This window comes from Spirosoma flavus (assembly GCF_054778555.1).
Genome location: NZ_BAAGZL010000002.1, coordinates 877,157 through 896,202, shown reverse-complemented (window position 1 = coordinate 896,202; position 19,046 = coordinate 877,157). Strand labels below are relative to the sequence as shown.

The following is a 19,046-nucleotide window of genomic DNA, read 5'->3' as shown; positions in this document are numbered from 1 at the left end:
CGAACGGTTCCTTTCTCCTGCATTGCGAATGAACGCAAAATTAATGTTGTTGGGGCTTATTGGGTTTGTTACTGCCTGTGCGCCAAAAACCTCTACCAATCTTGCTACGTCTAAATCTGCCGAATTTTTCAAATACAAAGCAGGTCAGTTGCCGAAAATCTCGGTTCACCGGGGTGGTGGCGATTTGAAGAGCTATCCCGAAAATTGCCTAGAATCGTTTGCTTACGTAGCAAATCAGGTGGGGTCCGCCACACATCCGGCTGTAATTGAATGCGATATTGATCTGACAAAAGACAGCGTGATGGTGATGATGCACGACGCCACGCTTGACCGCACCACCACAGGAACCGGCAAACTAATCGATAAAAACTACGCCGAACTGGATCAATTTCGGTTGGAAGATAATATGGGTAACGTAACGCCTTACAAAATTCCGACGCTGGAACAGACGCTTCAATGGGGGAAAAGTCAGGCGGGTAAAAATCCCGTTACGTTTACGCTGGATGTAAAACGTAACGTATCGTTTGCCAAAGTGGTTGATATGGTTCAGAAAACCGGAATGAGCAACTACGTAGCGGTTATTACGTATAATGCGCAGGATGCGGCCAAAGTCAACCAGCTTGATCCGAATCTGATGATTTCGGTAACGATACGTAACCGTGCCGAATATGACCGACTGCGTGAATTAGGTGTGCCCGATAATCGGATGGTTGCTTTTGTTGGCGTTAAAGAGCCTGAATCTGAGCTATATACGTTTCTGCACGAAAAAGGAATTGCCTGCATTCTGGGAACGCTGGGCAATCTGGACAAACAGGCCGACGCCAAAGGTTATCAGGTCTACAAAACGTTTGTCGATAATGGAGCCGATATTTTGAGCACCGACCGGCCGCTGGAAATGGCGCGTGTGATCTACAAGTGAGTGTCGACTACTTTTTGTTGTTAAGGCGTTGGGAATAAAAATGTGGGTATGCTGCGCAGTTAGGGCAATATTGGCTATTTTACAGGAAAACCTGCCGCTGCTGTGACCGACTCCCTTTTTATTCTCTTCATCCTCTGCCTGAATGTTATTATCTGCGAATGGCTCATCAAGAAACCCGGCTTCCGGCATATCGGGACGGCCTTGCTGGTCATTATCGTTACGGCCGCCGAAGCTAATCTGGGTATAGTTCCGACTACCGAAACGCCTGTTTACGACAGTATTTTCAGCTACGTAGCACCGTTTTCTCTCTTTCTTCTGCTTCTGAGTGTAAACCTGAAAGACCTTCGTCAGGCCGGATTGCCGATGCTGACAATGTTTTTGGTGGGGTCTGTCGGTACAATTATTGGCGTAATTATCAGTGTATGGACCTTTTCGGCTCCCCAAACCGTTGGAAATCTTTTCTACGCGTTAGCCGGTATGTTCACAGGTACGTACATCGGAGGAAGCATTAATTATCATGCTGTAGCGCTCCATTATAAGGTCTCAAATGCTGGGAATCTGTTTGTTGCCGCTACCGCTGCTGATAATATCATGACGGCTCTCTGGATGGTGGCTACAATAGCTTTACCTCGTCTGCTTCAGCAACGCTTTCCCCGTCATTTGCCTACTGCTGAACTTAGTGAAAGCACCACCGATGCCCCCGCTGATGACCCATTTACTGATGTAGAAAAAATAGCTCCCAACGACTTAGCCATATTGTTGGCGCTTGGTTTTGGAGCGATTTTTCTGGCGAAGCAGCTAGCCACTCTGCTTCCTTCTATTCCATTTGTACTGATTTTAACTACGTTAGCACTGGCGTTAGCGCAGTTTCGGGCTGTGAATAAACTTCGGGGAAGTCGGTTGCTGGGATTATTTGGGGTTTATATTTTTCTGGCGGTTATCGGCGCATACTGCGACGTAGCAGCGCTGATACGTGATGGGCAACTAGCGTTTGTTCTTTTGGGAATGATTTTGCTCCTGGTACTTATTCATGCCGTTATTGTGTTTGGAATAGGGGCTTTCTTTCGACAGGACTGGGACGTACTGAGTATTGCATCTCAGGCAAATATTGGAGGTGCTACGTCGGCGCTGGCATTGGCCCGGAGCCTGAATCGTCCAGATTTGCAATTGCCAGCCGTACTTGTCGGTACGCTTGGCAATGCAATCGGAACGTATCTGGGAATTCTGGTTGCGGAAGTGCTACGTTAACCGTAATCCTATTCCGACACGACAATAATTGGCGCGACTTCTTCGGGATCGTTATCTGCGGAAGCTTTACGTTGCTTGAGTGCTTTTCGGGCTGCCTTTTTCAGTGTTACGTCATACAGGTCGGTTCGGCGGTCTTTGAGTACCTGCACCGAACCATGTTCGTGTAATTCTTTCAAAAGACTCAAATCAACATCAGCAATCAGTACCATTTCGGTATTGGGCGTTGCTTCCGCTTTAACAGCGTTCGTTGGAAATTGAAAATCGGATGGCGTAAATACCGCCGACTGGGCATAGTTGATGTCCATGTTATGTACACGTGGCAAATTACCTACACAACCCGAAATGGCAACGTAGCACTCGTTTTCGATAGCCCGCGCCTGCGCACAGTGACGTACCCGTGAGTAACCATTCTGCGTATCGGTCAAGAAGGGTACAAACAAAATCTGCATACCCTGCTGCGACAGAATCCGACTCAGTTCCGGAAACTCAACGTCGTAGCAGATGAGCATCCCAATTTTCCCGCAATCGGTATCAAAGGCGCGGATTTCATAACCACCCACCATGCCGTAGTGCCTCACTTCGTTAGGTGTAATGTGAATCTTCCGGTATTCTTCCCACGAACCATCGCGCCGACAGAGATACGCTACGTTATACAATTTACCATCGTCATCGACGAGTGGCATACTTCCGCCGACAATGTTGACATTATAAGAAATGGCAAGTTCGCAGAGCTTTTCGCGCACTGACACAGTAATATCAGCCAGCTTACGTATTGCCACAGGTTCCGGAAGGTCGTTGAAATCGGCCATCAGGGGCGTATTAAAAAACTCGGGCAATACCATGAAATCGGCCCGATAATCGCTTACGGCGTTGACAAAAAACTCGACCTGATCCAGAAATGAGGCCAGATTTTTGAAAAGTCGCATTTGCCACTGGATAACGCCAAGCCGGATGATAGAGTCGGTATGCGGTTTTTTATCCTCCTCTTTGACGTAGTATATATTAATCCACTCCAGTAACGTAGCATACTCTTTCGATTCGGAATCGCCGGGTAGATAGCCACGCAGTACCTTTCGAACGTGGAAGTCGTTCGAAAGCTGGAACGTAAGCGTTGGGTCGTATATCTCCTTTTGTTTTACCTTGGCGATATACTCCCGGGGCGTCAGGTCGTCGGCATATTTGTTATAATTCGGAATCCGTCCACCAGCCAGAATGCCTTTTAGATTGAGCTGTTCGCAAAGTTCTTTCCGGGCATCATAAAGCCGTCGACCTAGCCGCAAATCGCGATAATCGGGATGTACAAACACCTCAATGCCGTAGAGGTAATCGCCTTCATCATCGTGGGTTTTAAACGTGTATCCCCCCGTGATTTCAAAGTACGTATGGTTATCGCCGAAGTCATCGTATTTAACCCGTATAGCCAGTGCACTAGCTACCACTTTGCCATCGACTTCGACGCAAAACTGACCTTCAGGAAAAATATTCAGCAGTTTGGTAATCGAGCTTTTGGGCCAGTAATCGCCCCCAATACCGCTGTAGACCTCAATCATGGTTTCTTTCAAATCATGATAATCGGACTTCTGTAATGCTCTGGTTTGTATATGCATAATGTGTGATTTCTGAACCGGGATTTAACGGATTAATGGATTTTCAGGATTTTGTTTTTCGCTTCGAAGAAGCGCATTCATTCATAACAAAATCCTGAAAATCCATTAATCTGCTCAATCCCGGTTCAGAATAATTTCCATTTCCGCCAGGTGCTCATCCGTAAAATCATGATGTGTCACAAAACGGACCAGATGTTTGCCGAATGTTACGCTACGAATGCCCTTGGCGGCTAACTGGTCAACATAATCGGCGGCTAGTATGGTTTCGGGAAGTCTAAAAATCACGATATTGGTATCGATCGGGAAGATTTCCTGGACTTCGGGTAAGCGTTCGAGGAATGTGCCGATTTTACGGGCGCGGGCGTGGTCCTGTTTCAGGCGGTCAACGTGGTGGTCGAGGGCATAGATGCCAGCTGCCGCCAGAAATCCCGCCTGCCGCCAGCCACCGCCCATCAGTTTACGAAAACGGCGAGCCTGTTTGATAAAGTCAGCCTTCCCAAGCAGCAAAGAGCCTACCGGGCAACCCAATCCTTTTGACAGGCAGATACTGATGGAATCAAATAGTTGACCATAGGCTTCGGTCGGTTCACCTGTCTCGACCAATGCATTGAACAGGCGCGCGCCGTCGAGATGCAGTAAAAGCCCATTTTCTGTGCAGGTACGTCGGATAGCTGCAATTTCGGGCACGGTATAGTAGCAGCCACCCCCTTTGTTCATTGTGTTTTCGAGAACTACCAGCCTCGATAATGGCTTGTGCGGGTCAGCAGCACTGTAAATGTATTCGCGGATGAGATCGGGTGTGAGTTTCCCGCGCTCACCCTTTGCTAAACTCACCGATGCCAGTGCGTTAACGGAAATACCACCGCCTTCGTAGAGATATACGTGCGAAAGCTGATCGCAGATGACGTCATCGCCAGGGCGCACATGCGTGCGAATGGCCAGTTGGTTAGTCATCGTACCGGATGCACAAAACAAGGCGGCTTCCATGCCGAACATGGTGGCCGCTTTACGTTCGAGGGCGTTAACGGTTGGATCGTCGCCAAAAACGTCATCGCCAAGCGAGGCCGAAAACATAGCCTCGCGCATGGAAGGAGTGGGTTGAGTAACAGTATCGCTGCGAAGATCGATCATCATAATGGACAAAGTAAAATGGATACTGGTTAATGGATAATGAGGATTTGCTGTCTTATTTATAACTCATTATCCATTAACCAGTATCCATCAACGAGTCTGCAAGTTAACACTCCTGACGCGTCGTTTTTCGCCCAAAATGGACTTTTTTGCTACGTAGAGAGCCTAAGTTTGTTTGTTGACGTCAACAATACTGGTAATCTTGCATTTATAATAGTTACGCTTATTTTTGAGCAACCTTTTCCGTTTTTTCGTCTCAAACGAGCGCGCAAAACCACGCATCAGCTTACTGTCCAATTATCGTTATGTTCGCTAATAAAACTCCCTGGATTATTCTGCTCATCCTCTGGATGCTCGGCTCAACCTGGTGGCACGTCTGTAAGATTAAGGAGTTATGCGTTGAGGATGCCCAGCCAACGGTTTCTACCTCCGATCCGGAAGCCACCACACCACCCGGAGCCGATGGCTATACAATTGCCGATGGAAATCTGTTTCGTCTCGATTTCCCGGGTCAGTTCACGTTTGCGAAATCAGGCGCTAACGCCAACATGAATACGTTGGGTGGTTCGCTCGATGAATTGACAGCTTATCTGAAAAAGAACCCTGGTCGGAAGGTTGAGGTGATTGGCTACTATGGCTCCGATGAATTAAACTCGACATCGTTTGCAAATCTGGGTTTGGCCCGCGCCGAAGGCATGAAGCAATACCTGGTGCAGCAGGGCATTCCAGCCGCGTCAATCACCACCAAAGGAGTTGAACGTAGCATGCCCTATACGGCAAAAGGTGATTCGCTGTCAGGTGGTCTCGATTTCGCGTTTTCGGGAGAAACGAGTTCTCCGCCCGAAGCGGAAACGACTGCGGCCCCAATTTCTGAACCAGTCGCGACTGCTGCTACGTCAACCCCCCCCGCTATACTGACTCTTACGGAGGCAACCACTGAAAGGGAATTGGCTGAGGGACAGAAATTTAAGTCTATATTTGAGCCCATCGACCTGTATTTTCCGTTGGCTGAAGCCAATTACATCAAAACAAAGGAAACGGTTAAGTTCTTTGAAGAAGCCATTAGATATCTGTCGGAACACAAAGACAAAAAACTCCAGCTTACCGGCCACACGGATAACTCCGGAGCCGATAATATAAACCTGCAACTTTCTCGTGATCGGGCCAATGACGTAAAAGCCAGACTGCGCAAGGCAGGGGTTCCATCATCACAAATCGAAATCAGGGCCAAGGGTGAATCAGAACCAAAAGCCGACAATAGCACCATGTCGGGGCGGAAAGCCAACCGGCGTGTAACGGTGGTGGTGATCCAGTAATCTGGTTCTGACAGGAACATTAAACTCAACATCGTAAGATTCAACTCATAAATACTCCGGATTATGTTTGAACTGAATCCTCTTAACTTACCTGATGCGCAGATGCAGCAGTGGATTATGCTGCTGGTGGCTGGGGTCTTAGGATTTATTATTGGGTACGTATCACGGCAGAGTACCATTCGTCAGCTCGAAGGAGATTTGGCGAGTACAACACGCGAAGTCGACGACTGCTACCGAATTCCTGCTCCGACAATCAGCGCCGATGATGAAGAAACAATTGTGCTGAATCGTATTCGGAACCGGGCGAACGAAATCAATTTCTCCCGCATTGGCCTTGCTTCGGCAGCCGAAGCCGACGATCTAAAGGCTATTGTGGGCGTCGGGCCATTTCTGGAGAAAAAACTACATGCTATTGGCATTTATACCTTCCGGCAGATCGCTAGTTTTACCAGAGAGGATATTTATAAAGTGAACGATATCATCGAATTTTTTCCCGGACGTATCGAGCGTGACGATTGGGTAGGTCAGGCAAAACGTTTGGCGAAAAAATAGATGTCACTTCTAACTAACCCGGAACATTTCCTAAACTAAAATTTTGCCATGTTTGGATTAGATCCTTTGAGTCGTCCGGTTGCTATAATTGAAATACTGCTTTTGCTGGCGCTGGCTGCTTTTGTCGGATGGCTGTTGGGGCGGCTGGTCTTGTCCCGACGTATCAGTACGTTACGTTCGTCGGTGGCCGAGAAGGAAGTTGAACTGGAAAACTGCCGTCGGTCCAAATCTGAAACCGCATCGGGTGAAACGTATCGTCGGCCGGAGCCTGTTCTGGAAACCCCTCCCGCCTACGTACCTGCCGACCCGCTCCTGCCCGCTTTTACACTCGACGATACGCCGGAACCGATTGCCGCCGATGAGGCCCCTACGATCAACACGCTCGTGAATGTGCCGGTAGTACCTCCACCACCTCCTGTTTCAACGCCCCCACCCGTTGTGGCTCCACCAGCCGATGCCGCCGTGAAAGCGACCGATTCAGAAGCCGCCGTGCTGAACCGGATTGCGTCGCGCGCCAGTGAAATTAATTTTGACCGGATCGGGCGAGCGGTGGCTTCCGAAGCCGATGATCTTAAAGATATTGTAGGTATTGGCCCGTTTCTCGAACGTAAACTGCATAGTCTTGGCATCTATACCTTTCGACAGGTTGGTAATTTTACCAAAGAAGACATCGATAAAGTCAATGAAATCATTGAATTCTTTCCCGGACGTATCGAACGCGATAATTGGGTAGAACAGGCCAAAGGCTTTTATGACCGGAAATACGGAGGAAAAAGCTAATGTAGAATAGGCGTCTGAGCCAGACCGCGTGACGGTCAGTCTCGACTAAACTCAGACAGGAATATATCAAAAAGCCCTTCCAGTGCACTGGAAGGGCTTTTTGATGAAATAATAGATTACGTACTACGTATTTGCCTCTGCCAGCAACTGGTCGGCTAATTGGGTTAAACCAATAGTCGCAGGTTCGGTAATGAACGTAACATTGGCTTTTTTGTGCATTTCTGGAATATTGGGATCTACTACGTATATCGGAATCCCATTACGTGTTGCATACACGAGTCCAGCCGCTGGATATACATTCAGGGACGTGCCGACGACAATAAAAATATCCGCATCATACGTAATATCGAGTGCTACGTCCATCATGGGCACCGCTTCGCCAAACCAGACGATGTGCGGACGTAGCTGGGCTCCTTTTTCGCAGAGATCGCCGAGTTTAAGCTCCCAACCTTCTATATCATAAACCAGTGATTCATCGACTGTTGAGCGCGATTTGAATAATTCGCCGTGTAGGTGAATCACCTTCGAAGAACCCGCTTTTTCGTGCAAATTATCGACGTTCTGCGTAATGACCGTTACGTCGTATTTTTCTTCCAATCTAACCAGCGCCAGATGCCCCATATTGGGCTGAACGCTGAGCGCCTGCTTCCGGCGCTGGTTATAAAAATCCTGCACCAGCGTCGGATTGCGTTGCCAGGCATCGAACGTTGCTACGTCCTCAATGCGATGATTTTCCCAAAGGCCATCCGACGCCCGAAACGTAGGAATACCACTTTCGGCGCTGATGCCAGCCCCAGATAGCACAACTATTTTTTTGCGAATGATCATGCGTAAAAAATGTTATGGGCGGAGCGGTAAGTATATGATAATCACCCGTGTTCCAAGCCCCAAGCCTTCTGCTATTCCACCACAATCTCATCCGTCGCGAACCAGGTTTTCTGGCCGGCTTCGGGGTGTTCGGGCGGACATACTCCTACGTTTTTGGCGCGAATCCGAACGTAACGAGCGCGGGCCGTTTTAAAGTCAGCGACCACAGGCAAAATGTCCCAAGGGCCGTTCAACTCGTACTTGACAGGTTGCGCGATTGCTTCTTTAAAATCTGTCCCGTCTTTCGATAACGCAATTTCGACCGATGTAGGTGGAAAATTTTTCTCTAAAATAACCTTTAGGAAATTCAGCGACACTTTTGTTACACTTGTTACGTCGCCAAGGTCGAGTGTTACGTCCATATCACCGAAAAAATTGGCCCATTGACGTCTGTCGCGTGGTGTTTCGCTACGTATGCCGTCAGTAAGTTTTTTGGTATTTTCATCGCTCTTGTTTCCAAGAGCAATGGCATACGTGTACGGCTTATTTTTGCCTTTGTGCAACGTAAACGTCTGCGTTAATTGACCACCCGTGGGTTTCTCTCCTGCTGAGGTTATGGCACGTACCGTGGCCGTTTTCGTCAGCGTAAACGGGCCGATGTATTCCGTGCTACGTTCATTGGGTTCCTTGCCGTTGGTGGTGTAAAATATCTGACTATCAATATCCAGCTTGCTCAATTTGACCTGGAGCTGCCCCTGATCGTTAGGCTGCGTACTGGCCGAAATATCCAGCAGCCGTTTTGCGTAATTGACGTTGCTGAGTCGGGGTAGGTGATTTTTCAGGCGTTGGGCAAAATCCTCGAAGTTGTGCGTACTTGCCTGCATCCAGCCAATTTCGGCCAGCGCAATAGCTCTGGGAAATGCCATATATTCGACGTCTTCGGGCGTTTTCATGTATTCGGTCCAGATGTTTCCCTGCACCCCCAGTATGTATTTCTGTTCAGCCGCCGATAATTCTGAAGGCATTGGCTCGTAAGCATATACCTGATCGAGAGGTAAATAGCCCCCAATTGCCAGCGGTTCAGTAGCCGGATTGCCCTGGTACTTATCGAGATAGCACGTAGCACCCGGCGTCATGATGACATTGTGTTTTTGTTTGGCTGCTTCAATGCCCCCTTCGGTGCCACGCCAGCTCATTACCGTAGCGTTCGGCGCAAGGCCGCCTTCCAGAATTTCGTCCCAGCCAATGATCGATTTGCCTTTGCTGTTGACAAATTTCTCGATACGTCGGATGAAATAGCTTTGCAGTTCGTTCTCGTCTTTCAGCTTGTTTTTCTTAATTAAATCCTGGCAGAAAGCACTGTTTTTCCAGGCTGTTTTCGGGCATTCGTCGCCACCGATGTGGATGTATTTACTGGGGAATAGCGCCATGACTTCGGTCAGTACGTCCTGCAAAAAGCTGAATGTTTTGTCAGATGGACAATACACATCATCTGAAACACCCCACTTTGTAAACACTTTATAACCCTTCGCCGGATCGCAGCCCAATTCGGGGTAAGCGGCAAGCGCAGCCTGTCCATGACCAGGCATTTCGATTTCGGGAATGATCGTTACAAACCGACTCTGGGCATAGCGTACTACGTCCCGAATCTGATCCTGCGTATAAAAACCACCGTGCGGAGTTCCGTCGAACTGCTGCGGGTAATTCTGATAGTATTGCCCAATAATGGATTCCGCTCGCTTACTGCCAATTTGGGTCAGCTTGGGGTATTTCTTGATCTCGATGCGCCAACCCTGATCGTCGGTCAGGTGCCAGTGAAACGTATTTTGTTTGTGCATCGCCATCAGGTCGATAAACTTTTTGACGAATGGCACTGGCATAAAATGGCGACACGCGTCGAGCATCAACCCCCGATAACCAAAACGCGGTTTGTCGGTGATGGCGCAGGCGGGCATGGTGAGCGTAGCACTTTGATTAGTGGGCAAGAGTTGCCGCATCGTTTGGGCCGCGTAGAAAAGCCCTTTAGCCGTGGATGCTTCGGCCAGCACGCGACCTGACGTAACGGTGAGTTTGTAGCCTTCGTCGCCGAGGTTTAGTGTTTTGTTTAAGGACAGAAAAATGTTTGCTCCCTTCGCTAAAGCCGGGCTGGTTGACGTAACAGCTAACCCCAATCCGTTAGCCGCTTTCACCTGGCTGGCGAACGTTTGAGCAACGGCCTTAACAGCTGCATCGGAAGCGGGTGACGTGACGATTTTGGTAGATGAAGAAAGATTAAACTGACCGTTCTGCCCAGAAAAACGGGCCGGAAAAGGAATCAGATTATATTGATTGTCAGTTTGAGCAAAGGTTGAAAAGGAGAGAAGGGTAGCTAAAAAAAGGAGTTTCAGGTGTATGTGCATAGTTGCAAATAAATTAAGGCCGCAAAATAGCGACGTTTTTGTAATGGAGCATAAAACAAAAGCCCTCCGGAAAGGGAAGGCTTTTTATACGGTCACTTTAATGAAAAAACAACGTAGCTACTTCTTCGTTGTTGCCTTTTTCGCCGTCGTTTTCTTTGCGGCTGTCGCTTTAGGTGAAGCTTTCGCCTTTGACGGAGCTTTCGTTTTGGCGGCTGCTGGTTCTTCGCCAGCCAAATTAAGGCAGTCTTCTAGCGTAAGGGTCGCTGCGTCAATATCTTTCGGAATGCGAACGTTACGTTTCCCAACAGACAGATAGGGCCCATATTGACCATTCATAACCTTAATTTCAGGCCGTTCTGGAAACTCCTTGATGTATTTATTCGCTTCCTGCTGGCGTTTGGCCTGAATCAATTCAATAGCTCGCTCAAGAGTAAGCCCGGCCATGGGTTCGTTACGTGGCAACGACACATATTTGTCATCGAATTTCACGTAAGGGCCAAAACGCCCTTTACCCGTTGTGACTGGCTTTCCTTCGAACTCACCAAGGGATTCGCTAACCGCTTCGGCACGTTTGGCCTGAATCAGTTGGATGGCCCGCGCTTCGTCAATTGTATACGGGTCATCCTCCCGCGTGAGTGACACATACTTGTCGTCGTGCTTCACGTAGGGGCCGAATTTCCCAATGCCAATGGTCAGCGATTTGTCTTCGAAGAAACCAACTTCACGGGGGAGCGTGAACAAATCCAGCGCTTCCTGCAATGTAATGGTTTCAATAAGTTGACCATCACGCAGATTGGCGTACTGCGGCTTATCATCGTCGGTCGATTCACCGATTTGGGCGTATGCACCGTATTTACCGAGCCGGGCCGATACTTTTTTGCCCGTTCTTGGATCAATACCCAACTCACGCGCTCCCGTCTTGAATGAACTCACCGACGAACCCTGAATTTCTTCGATATTCTTGTGGAAATCGCCGTAGAAACCTTCCAACATTTTCTGCCAGTTCATCCGCCCGTCGGCAATCTCGTCAAAGTCTTTTTCGACTGTGGCGGTGAATTTATAATCAACGATGTCAGGGAAATATTCGACCAGGAAATCATTAACTACGACACCCGTATTGGTTGGGAACAGTTTCGCTTTTTCGGAGCCAAACGTTTCTTTTCCACTGGTTTCGGTAATGTTATTTTGCTGAAGTGTGTATTCCAGATATTTCCGTTCCTGACCCGGCTTATCCTGTTTGGTAACGTACCCCCGATTGATAATCGTCGAGATCGTTGGCGCATACGTAGACGGACGACCGATGCCCATTTCTTCAAGTTTTTTCACCAAAGAGGCTTCAGCGTAGCGCGGTTGCGGACGGGTAAATTTCTCGGTCGCTTTCATCTGTCCCAGATTCAGAATCTGACCGATGTTGAGCGGAGGGAGCATGCCTTTTGCGTCTTCATCGTCCTCATCATCTTTCGATTCAAGATACACGCGAAGGAATCCATCAAACTTAATCACTTCGCCTTGAGCAACCAGCTCATTCGGGAACGTAGTATTTTCAGCCTGTTTCTGTGGGTTAAATTGTACCTGTTTCGATGCATCGAAATCGTCTCCAAATACGTCGAAACTAAGTTCCTGCGCGGGCTGTGCACCATTGGCGAAGCGGATACCAATGGTTACAATGGTACGTTCGAGCTGAGCATCGGCCATTTGTGAGGCAATGGCCCGTTTCCAGATGAGTTCGTAGAGTCGTTTCTGATCGCGGTCGGCACCGGCATTGCGGTCGTTGAAGTTGGTTGGACGTATCGCTTCGTGGGCTTCCTGCGCTGATTCATTTTTGGTCTTAAACTGGCGTGTCTGAACGTAGCGTTGACCAAATTCTGTCTCAATTTCTGCCGTTGCCTTATCGATGGCTTCCTGCGACAGATTGGTTGAGTCTGTCCGCATGTACGAAATCTTACCCGCTTCGTACAGATTCTGCGCCAGCCGCATCGTGCGGTCAACGGAGTAGCTGAGTTTCCGGGAAGCTTCCTGTTGCAACGTCGATGTAGTAAATGGCGGTGCCGGTGATTTCTTGGCAGGTTTTACTTCTAAATTCTTGATGGTGAACGTAGCGCCGATGCAGGCTTCCAGAAATTTCCGTGCCTCTCCCGACGTAGCAAAGTTCTTCGGCAACTCGGCGTTCAGAACTTTATTGCCATCGACAATGAATTGCGCCGTGACTTTAAACGACGATTTGGCCGAGTGCTTGTCAATTTCGCGTTCGCGTTCAACCACCAGACGTAGCGCCACCGATTGAACACGGCCCGCCGACAGGCCCGTACTTCCGCCCTTAATTTTCCGCCATAAAACCGGCGACAGTTCATACCCTACAAGCCGGTCGAGTACCCGACGCGCCTGTTGAGCATTCACCAAATCGACATCGATAGTACGTGGCGTTTTAATTGCATTCTGGATGGCGTTTTTCGTGATTTCCCGGAAAACGATACGTTTTGTATTGTCGCGCAGGCCAAGGGCTTCTTTCAAGTGCCACGAAATAGCTTCTCCTTCGCGGTCATCGTCAGTAGCCAGCCAAACTTCTTCCGCCGATTTTGCCAGCGTTTTTAACTCACTGACCAACTTCTTTTTGTCGGGCGAAATCTCATAGGAGGGCACAAAACCATTCGTTACGTCGACGGCGAGTCCATCTTTCGGCAGATCACGGACGTGCCCAAAACTAGACTTTACCGTGAAATCTTTCCCTAAATAGCCTTCGATGGTTTTCGCCTTCGCCGGGGACTCCACTATGACTAAGTTTTTTGACATAATTCAAAATTCAAGTTGATACTACCTTCGCTGTTGGTGTTACGAAGTCCCTTTCCGCCTGGATTGGAGCTTCGGGCCTGACAAAACATTGAATCGCTGCCCGGTTCGCCGAAGCGTCGGACCGTCCAAATATAGACGCAAATGCATCGACTTGTCAAAATTGACAAGGAAAGTGATACAAAATGGAAGCGAGGGAGTGCCGGGCCAGTGGGCCATTCCGGTTATAACAAGATAACAACTGAGAAGCCCTCATCGTTCGCAGTTATTGGTTCAAATAGTTAAAAATGAGCATTTATGTTCATTTTTAAGGAAGTAAAAATGCTACGTATCTTGTGTGGAAATCACCGTCGAACTACATCTTACGGTCATGAATAAATTTTTGATAGTTGCCCTGCTACTTATCACACTAGCCTGTCAATCGAAGCCGGAATGGAAAACCAGACAAGCTACTGCACCGCGCGAAATGGCTTCCATGAAAGCCCCATCGCCTGAACAGAGCGAGCCGGAATCGGATGAAGAAGCTCCGCCCGAGACAACCCCGCAACCGCAGGCAATGGCGAATCGGAAAATCATCCGAAATGCACAGCTACGTATTCGCGTCAATGAATTTAAAGCGTCGGGTAAAGCTATTGAACAGGCTGTCCAGCAAATGGGCGGTCAAATTACCAGCTCGAACGAGACAAAGTCGTACAATACTATTGAGAATGCATTGATTATTCGGGTTCCGGCTGCCCGCTTCGATGCGCTGCTGGAATCGGTGCTGAAAGAATCCGTCTTCACGGATACCAAATCCATTACAGCAGAGGACGTAACGCGTCGCTACGTGGATACGGAGGCTCGGATACGTAGTAAAAAAGCAGTCGAAGAAACGTACTTAAGGTTGCTAAAACAGGCACGTAACGTAGAGGATATTTTGAAAATAGAAGAGCAGCTGGCCACCATCCGCGAAGATCGTGAAGTCGAGGAAGCCGAATTGCGCCAGCTCAAAGACGAGGTGTCTCTGAGCACAATCAACCTAACGTATTACCAGCAAACCGAGGCAGCTCTGAGTCCCGAACAGCCATTTTACGCGCAAATCTGGCATAACCTTGCCGATGGTTTTCGGCTGGTGGGCGACGTAATGATTGGCGTATTTTACTTTCTGCCACTGGCGCTGGTTGGCTGGGGAGTCTTGTGGTTGTTTCTACGCTGGCGCAAGAAACGGAGGGACGTAGTGAAGTAAAGACGTATTTTATATCAAACATTATGCAATAAATTGCCTTGTTAAGGTAACTGAAATAACACCTTAAGCTTGCCATTCAGGTCAGCAATTTCTGTTGAAGTAAGTCTACCTAAGAGCCCTTTAGCTAAGGACCGGTCAAGAGTTGCAATTTTGCTGGTTCTTATGAGCGACTGTTTCTTCAGTCCATTTGTCGTATTAGGTGTCAATAAAACATCAGTTGCCTCTTGCCAGCCAGTTTGGGTCGTAATAAAGCACATGGTCAGATCAAGGCTCGTGTCGGCAAGTACAACAGCTGGTCGGTGTTTGCTCCCGCTTAAATCAGTAAATGGAAACGTAATCAGTACAATGTCGCCTTTAGCCATTGTACACTTCTTTTAAGTCTGCCACTGAATATAAATCTTCTTCGCTGTTTAAAAAGTCGAACGTTTGGCTCTGATTAGTTAGCTTTTGAATGCCTTGGGTCAACAAATGCTCTTCGTAACGTTTGCTTACAAAGTCGGCGAAGTCAGATATTTCTTCCGCTTTATCTTCGGGAAGTTGATTAATTGCTTTGAGAGTTCGTTCAATAATGGCCTGTCTTGTCATGTCTCATAATTTATGGTCAAATATAAGAAAATTGCCTCCACAGGTCGGCATCTAATGGTGTTGTAGGTAGTTTGTCGTTGTATGAATCACAATACCAAATGCGAGCAATCTTACTTCAACAACCCTAAATCAGGCTGGGCGTATTTGTAGACTTTAAAATACAGCGTGGTTTTGGTCTGATAAACTCCTTCAATGATCGAAATGTCATTGACGAACTGCACCAAATGGCTGTTACTCTGGCACATAACGTCGACTTCCAAATCGTATTCGCCCGACGTACTGGCCAGAAAACTCACTTCGGGTAACTGAGAAATAGTTGCCGCTACGTGTTCTTTTAACGTAGCAGGCCGGATGTAAACAGCTATGTGAGCATAAGCCCCGAAGCCTACTTTATCGGGATCAACGCGGCCAATAATGCTAATCACACCATCTTCAATGAGTCGGTTCAGACGCGTGCGGGCTGTTCCGACTGATACGTTCAATCGTTCCGCGATTTCGGTAAACGACATACGCCCGTCCTTTTGCAGACAGGCTAAAATGGCAAAATCGAGGTCATCGAGCGTAGCGTGATTCTTATCCATGAAATTAAAGCTCGCGTAAAAATAATGTTAAATATTTGTTGGTAGTTAAAAAATTTTTAGTTTGCGATTAGTATTCTGCAAATAATGCAGATACGGTTTGATAATTATGAAATACGCCCCTATTCGAAATTATATAAACGGAGAATTTGTCGAAACTGCAACGGACCGTTCTCTGGATGTTATTTCACCCGTAGATGGCACGTTGTTGTCCACAGTTCCACTTTCTACCAATCAGGATTTGTATAGAGCCGTTCAGGCGGCAAAAGCTGCGTTTCCGGTATGGAGCCGCACAACAATTAAAGAGCGGGTGCAAGTCTTTTTTCGGTATAAAGCCTTGCTGGAGAAGAATTTAAGAGAACTGGCGCTGCTGGTGCAGGAAGAAAACGGCAAAACCTACGACGAAGCGGTTGCTGAGATTGAGAAAGGGGCGGAGTTAGCCGAATTTGCGTGTTCATTGCCACAAATAGTAACTGGCGAAATTCTGGAAGTAAGCCGGGGTGTCGAATGCCGAACCGAACACGTACCACTGGGCGTAGTAGCCAGTATCGTACCGTTCAATTTCCCAAGCATGGTGCCCAACTGGACTATTCCGAACGCCATTGCGCTGGGTAACTGCATGATTATCAAACCTTCCGAAAAAGTACCGCTGAGCGTTGGCCGATTAGCTGAACTGTTGCAGGAAGCCGGCTTGCCCAAAGGCGTTTTTAACGTAGTACACGGCGACCGGGACGTAGTAGAAGCCATTTGCGATCATCCGGGCATCGAAGCCGTTTCGTTTGTCGGTTCCACGAAAATTGCCAAACTGGTTTATCAACGCGCCACAAGCAACCTGAAGCGTTGTCTGGCGCTGGGTGGCGCTAAAAATCACCTCATTGTGCTTCCCGACGCCATTCCGAGTATGACCGCGCAGAACATCACGGCGTCGATGGCGGGTTGTGCGGGGCAACGTTGTATGGCTGCTTCGGCGATGGTTGCCGTTGGGCCGGTCGACCACATTATTGAGAAACTCTGCGATGAAGCACGTAACGTAGTGCCGGGAAAAAATCTGGGTGCGGTTATTAATCGAGAATCCAAAGAACGTATCGAACGTTACATTACCGAAGCTGAAAATTTAGGCGCCAAAGTGCTGGTTGATGGACGTAGTCCGAAGGTAGAAGGTAAGGAAAATGGTACGTATGTTGGCCCCACCGTGATCGACTACGTAACGCCCGATATGGCCATAGCCAAAGAAGAAATTTTTGGTCCCGTCATCAGCATCATGCGGACCAAAACGGTCGATGAAGCGCTGGCGATTGAGAATGCCAACCCATATGGCAACGCAGCTTCGGTATTCACCCAAAACGGCGGTATGGCGCGCTACGTCATGGATCGGGCCAGTGCGGGTATGGTCGGCGTGAACGTCGGCGTACCGGTTCCGCGTGAGCCGTTTTCATTCGGCGGCTGGAACGAAAGCCGCTTCGGCGTCGGCGACATTACTGGCAAAAGCTCCATCGAATTCTGGACAAAACTGAAAAAGAGTACCACCAAATGGAACCCCGAAGCGGGCATTAACTGGATGAGCTAAGTAAGTTATAAAGTTGTAAGGTTGTAAAGTTATAAAGTTGGCTGACGCACTCACGAACTTTACAGATTTACAACTCTACAACCTTAACTCTACGACTTTATAACCTTACAACTCTATAACTTTATAACTACATGCTTGATACACAAACACTTTCCGAAACGCAGGAAGTCCTTCAGGACAATTTTGATTCAACGGTTTTCGTCTGGAGTAAACAAAAAGGGATTTCGCCTATTGCCGTAAAATATGCGCAGGGCGTTTACCTCTATGATTACGACGGGAAACGCTATATCGACTTTTCGTCGGGCCTGATGAATGTAAACATCGGTCATGGGAATCAACGTGTTACAGAAGCAGTGGTCCGGCAGATGCAGGAGGTGAGCTACGTAACGCCTTACTGCGTGACCAAAGTTCGGGGCGACTTGGGTAAAAAAATGGCCGAAATATGCCCCGGCGATTTAAACAAAGCCTACTTCACCCTTTGCGGTGCTACGTCGATAGAAGCTGCGCTGAAAATGGCGCGTTCGTACACGGGACGTCATAAAATTCTGAGCCGCTACCAATCGTATCATGGTGCTACGTATGGTGCTCTTTCTGTCGGTGGCGACCCGCGTAAATTGCCTGATGATTCGCAGCAGTCGCCTAATTTTGTGCATATTGACATTCCGTATAAGTATCGCTGGAACCACGACGAAGCTAGTATGCTGACGGATTCGGTGGAGCAGCTAGAACGTATCATTGCCTACGAAGGACCGGGTAACATCGCTGCTTTTCTGCTTGAGGGTGAATCTGGTACATCAGGCTGTCTGCAATATCCGGTGGGGTATTTGAAGGCCGTTCGCGAAATCTGCGACAAGTACGGAATCCTGCTCATCATTGACGAAGTAATGAGTGGCTTTGGACGTACCGGTAAATGGTTTGGGTTTGAAAATCACGGTATTGTGCCCGACATGGTCACGATGGCGAAAGGCATCACAAGTGGCTATCTGCCTTTTGGCTGTCTGATGGTGACCGATAAAATTGCTGCTAAATACAATGATACGGTTCTGGCAACGGGTATGACGTATAACGCTCATCCGGTCGGATGTGCAGCCGCGCTCGAAACCATCAAAATTTACGAAGACGATAACCTTATTGAGAATGCCGCTGAAATGGGTCGCTACGTAGCGGAGCAGGCTGAATTGATGAAAAAAAAACACCCCTGCATCGGTGATTTCCGAACGACAGGTCTGTTGGGCTGTTTCGAAATTGTGAAAAACCGGCAGACCAAAGAACCGATGGCCCCGTTCAACGCCAAACCCGAAGAAATGGCGGTTATGAGCAAAGTAGCGGCCAAAATTAAGGAGCTGGGCATGTATACCTTCGTTCGCTGGAGTTACGTATTTGTCGCCCCACCCCTTATTGTTACGAAAGAGCAAATAGACGAGGGGTTGGCTATTATCAGTGAAGCGTTGGCCATTGCTGACGAGTACGTAGCAGACGTCTAGTAATGGACAAAATACACTGAATAATGCAAAATGATTGGATATTGCAGGCTTATCCGGCACT

At 48.2% G+C, this 19,046-nt stretch carries 16 protein-coding genes; 8 read left to right on the top strand and 8 right to left on the bottom strand.

The features are described from left to right. Positions 1-28: 28 nt before the first annotated feature. Positions 29-919, top strand: a complete 891-nt coding sequence (locus ACYVF1_RS12645; RefSeq protein WP_461079193.1) for a glycerophosphodiester phosphodiesterase family protein — start codon at positions 29-31, stop codon at positions 917-919. A gap of 102 nt (positions 920-1,021) precedes the next feature. After that, positions 1,022-2,167, top strand: coding sequence for a DUF819 family protein (locus ACYVF1_RS12640; protein ID WP_461079191.1), 1,146 nt, complete (start codon positions 1,022-1,024; stop codon positions 2,165-2,167). Between the two features lie 8 nt (positions 2,168-2,175). On the opposite strand, the gene ACYVF1_RS12635 is transcribed toward ACYVF1_RS12640, so the two are convergent. Next, positions 2,176-3,774 carry a GNAT family N-acetyltransferase gene (locus ACYVF1_RS12635; RefSeq protein ID WP_461079189.1) on the bottom strand — a complete coding sequence of 533 codons (1,599 nt, stop codon included), beginning with the start codon at positions 3,772-3,774 and terminating at the stop codon, positions 2,176-2,178. 114 nt (positions 3,775-3,888) lie between these two features. After that, the gene (locus ACYVF1_RS12630; protein ID WP_461079187.1) at positions 3,889-4,908 is read right to left on the bottom strand and encodes a threonine aldolase family protein; all 1,020 of its coding nucleotides are present in this window, start codon (positions 4,906-4,908) and stop codon (positions 3,889-3,891) included. A gap of 302 nt (positions 4,909-5,210) precedes the next feature. Between ACYVF1_RS12630 and ACYVF1_RS12625 the strand changes: the two genes are divergently transcribed. The 3 genes from ACYVF1_RS12625 to ACYVF1_RS12615 all read left to right on the top strand — a co-directional run bounded on the left by ACYVF1_RS12625 (position 5,211) and on the right by ACYVF1_RS12615 (position 7,553). After that, on the top strand, positions 5,211-6,221 hold the full coding sequence (locus ACYVF1_RS12625; RefSeq protein ID WP_461079185.1) for an OmpA family protein: 1,011 nt from the start codon (positions 5,211-5,213) through the stop codon (positions 6,219-6,221). A gap of 63 nt (positions 6,222-6,284) precedes the next feature. Then, the gene (locus ACYVF1_RS12620) at positions 6,285-6,773 is read left to right on the top strand and encodes a hypothetical protein (protein ID WP_461079183.1); all 489 of its coding nucleotides are present in this window, start codon (positions 6,285-6,287) and stop codon (positions 6,771-6,773) included. A gap of 48 nt (positions 6,774-6,821) precedes the next feature. Beyond that, positions 6,822-7,553: a hypothetical protein gene (locus tag ACYVF1_RS12615; protein WP_461079181.1), complete on the top strand. Its 732-nt coding sequence runs from the start codon at positions 6,822-6,824 to the stop codon at positions 7,551-7,553. Positions 7,554-7,676: 123 nt separating this feature from the next. On the opposite strand, the gene ACYVF1_RS12610 is transcribed toward ACYVF1_RS12615, so the two are convergent. The 3 genes from ACYVF1_RS12610 to topA form a co-directional block, all read right to left on the bottom strand. Next, positions 7,677-8,381 carry an SIR2 family NAD-dependent protein deacylase gene (locus ACYVF1_RS12610; RefSeq protein ID WP_461079179.1) on the bottom strand — a complete coding sequence of 235 codons (705 nt, stop codon included), beginning with the start codon at positions 8,379-8,381 and terminating at the stop codon, positions 7,677-7,679. A gap of 71 nt (positions 8,382-8,452) precedes the next feature. Continuing rightward, positions 8,453-10,759: a glycoside hydrolase family 20 protein gene (locus tag ACYVF1_RS12605; protein ID WP_461079177.1), complete on the bottom strand. Its 2,307-nt coding sequence runs from the start codon at positions 10,757-10,759 to the stop codon at positions 8,453-8,455. 117 nt (positions 10,760-10,876) lie between these two features. Then, the gene (topA, locus tag ACYVF1_RS12600) at positions 10,877-13,549 is read right to left on the bottom strand and encodes a type I DNA topoisomerase (RefSeq protein WP_461079175.1); all 2,673 of its coding nucleotides are present in this window, start codon (positions 13,547-13,549) and stop codon (positions 10,877-10,879) included. Positions 13,550-13,916: 367 nt separating this feature from the next. On the opposite strand from topA, the gene ACYVF1_RS12595 reads away from it, so the two are divergent. After that, a complete protein-coding gene (locus ACYVF1_RS12595) occupies positions 13,917-14,771 on the top strand; it encodes a DUF4349 domain-containing protein (RefSeq protein ID WP_461079173.1) in 855 nt (284 codons plus the stop codon). Between the two features lie 41 nt (positions 14,772-14,812). Here ACYVF1_RS12595 and ACYVF1_RS12590 read toward each other — a convergent pair whose 3' ends face one another. The 3 genes from ACYVF1_RS12590 to ACYVF1_RS12580 form a co-directional block, all read right to left on the bottom strand. Further along, positions 14,813-15,133 (bottom strand): type II toxin-antitoxin system PemK/MazF family toxin, encoded by a 321-nt coding sequence (locus ACYVF1_RS12590; protein WP_461079171.1) that lies wholly within the window; start codon positions 15,131-15,133, stop codon positions 14,813-14,815. After that, positions 15,126-15,356 carry a hypothetical protein gene (locus ACYVF1_RS12585; RefSeq protein WP_461079169.1) on the bottom strand — a complete coding sequence of 77 codons (231 nt, stop codon included), beginning with the start codon at positions 15,354-15,356 and terminating at the stop codon, positions 15,126-15,128. Before ACYVF1_RS12585 ends, ACYVF1_RS12590 begins: the two co-directional genes overlap by 8 nt. A gap of 110 nt (positions 15,357-15,466) precedes the next feature. Beyond that, complete coding sequence (locus ACYVF1_RS12580) at positions 15,467-15,937, bottom strand: Lrp/AsnC family transcriptional regulator (RefSeq protein WP_461079167.1); 471 nt, start codon at positions 15,935-15,937, stop codon at positions 15,467-15,469. Between the two features lie 106 nt (positions 15,938-16,043). Between ACYVF1_RS12580 and ACYVF1_RS12575 the strand changes: the two genes are divergently transcribed. Next, entirely contained in the window at positions 16,044-17,501 is a 1,458-nt protein-coding gene (locus ACYVF1_RS12575) for a CoA-acylating methylmalonate-semialdehyde dehydrogenase (RefSeq protein ID WP_461079165.1), read from the top strand. Positions 17,502-17,632: 131 nt separating this feature from the next. Beyond that, positions 17,633-18,985: an aminotransferase class III-fold pyridoxal phosphate-dependent enzyme gene (locus ACYVF1_RS12570; protein ID WP_461079163.1), complete on the top strand. Its 1,353-nt coding sequence runs from the start codon at positions 17,633-17,635 to the stop codon at positions 18,983-18,985. Positions 18,986-19,046 lie beyond the last annotated feature (61 nt).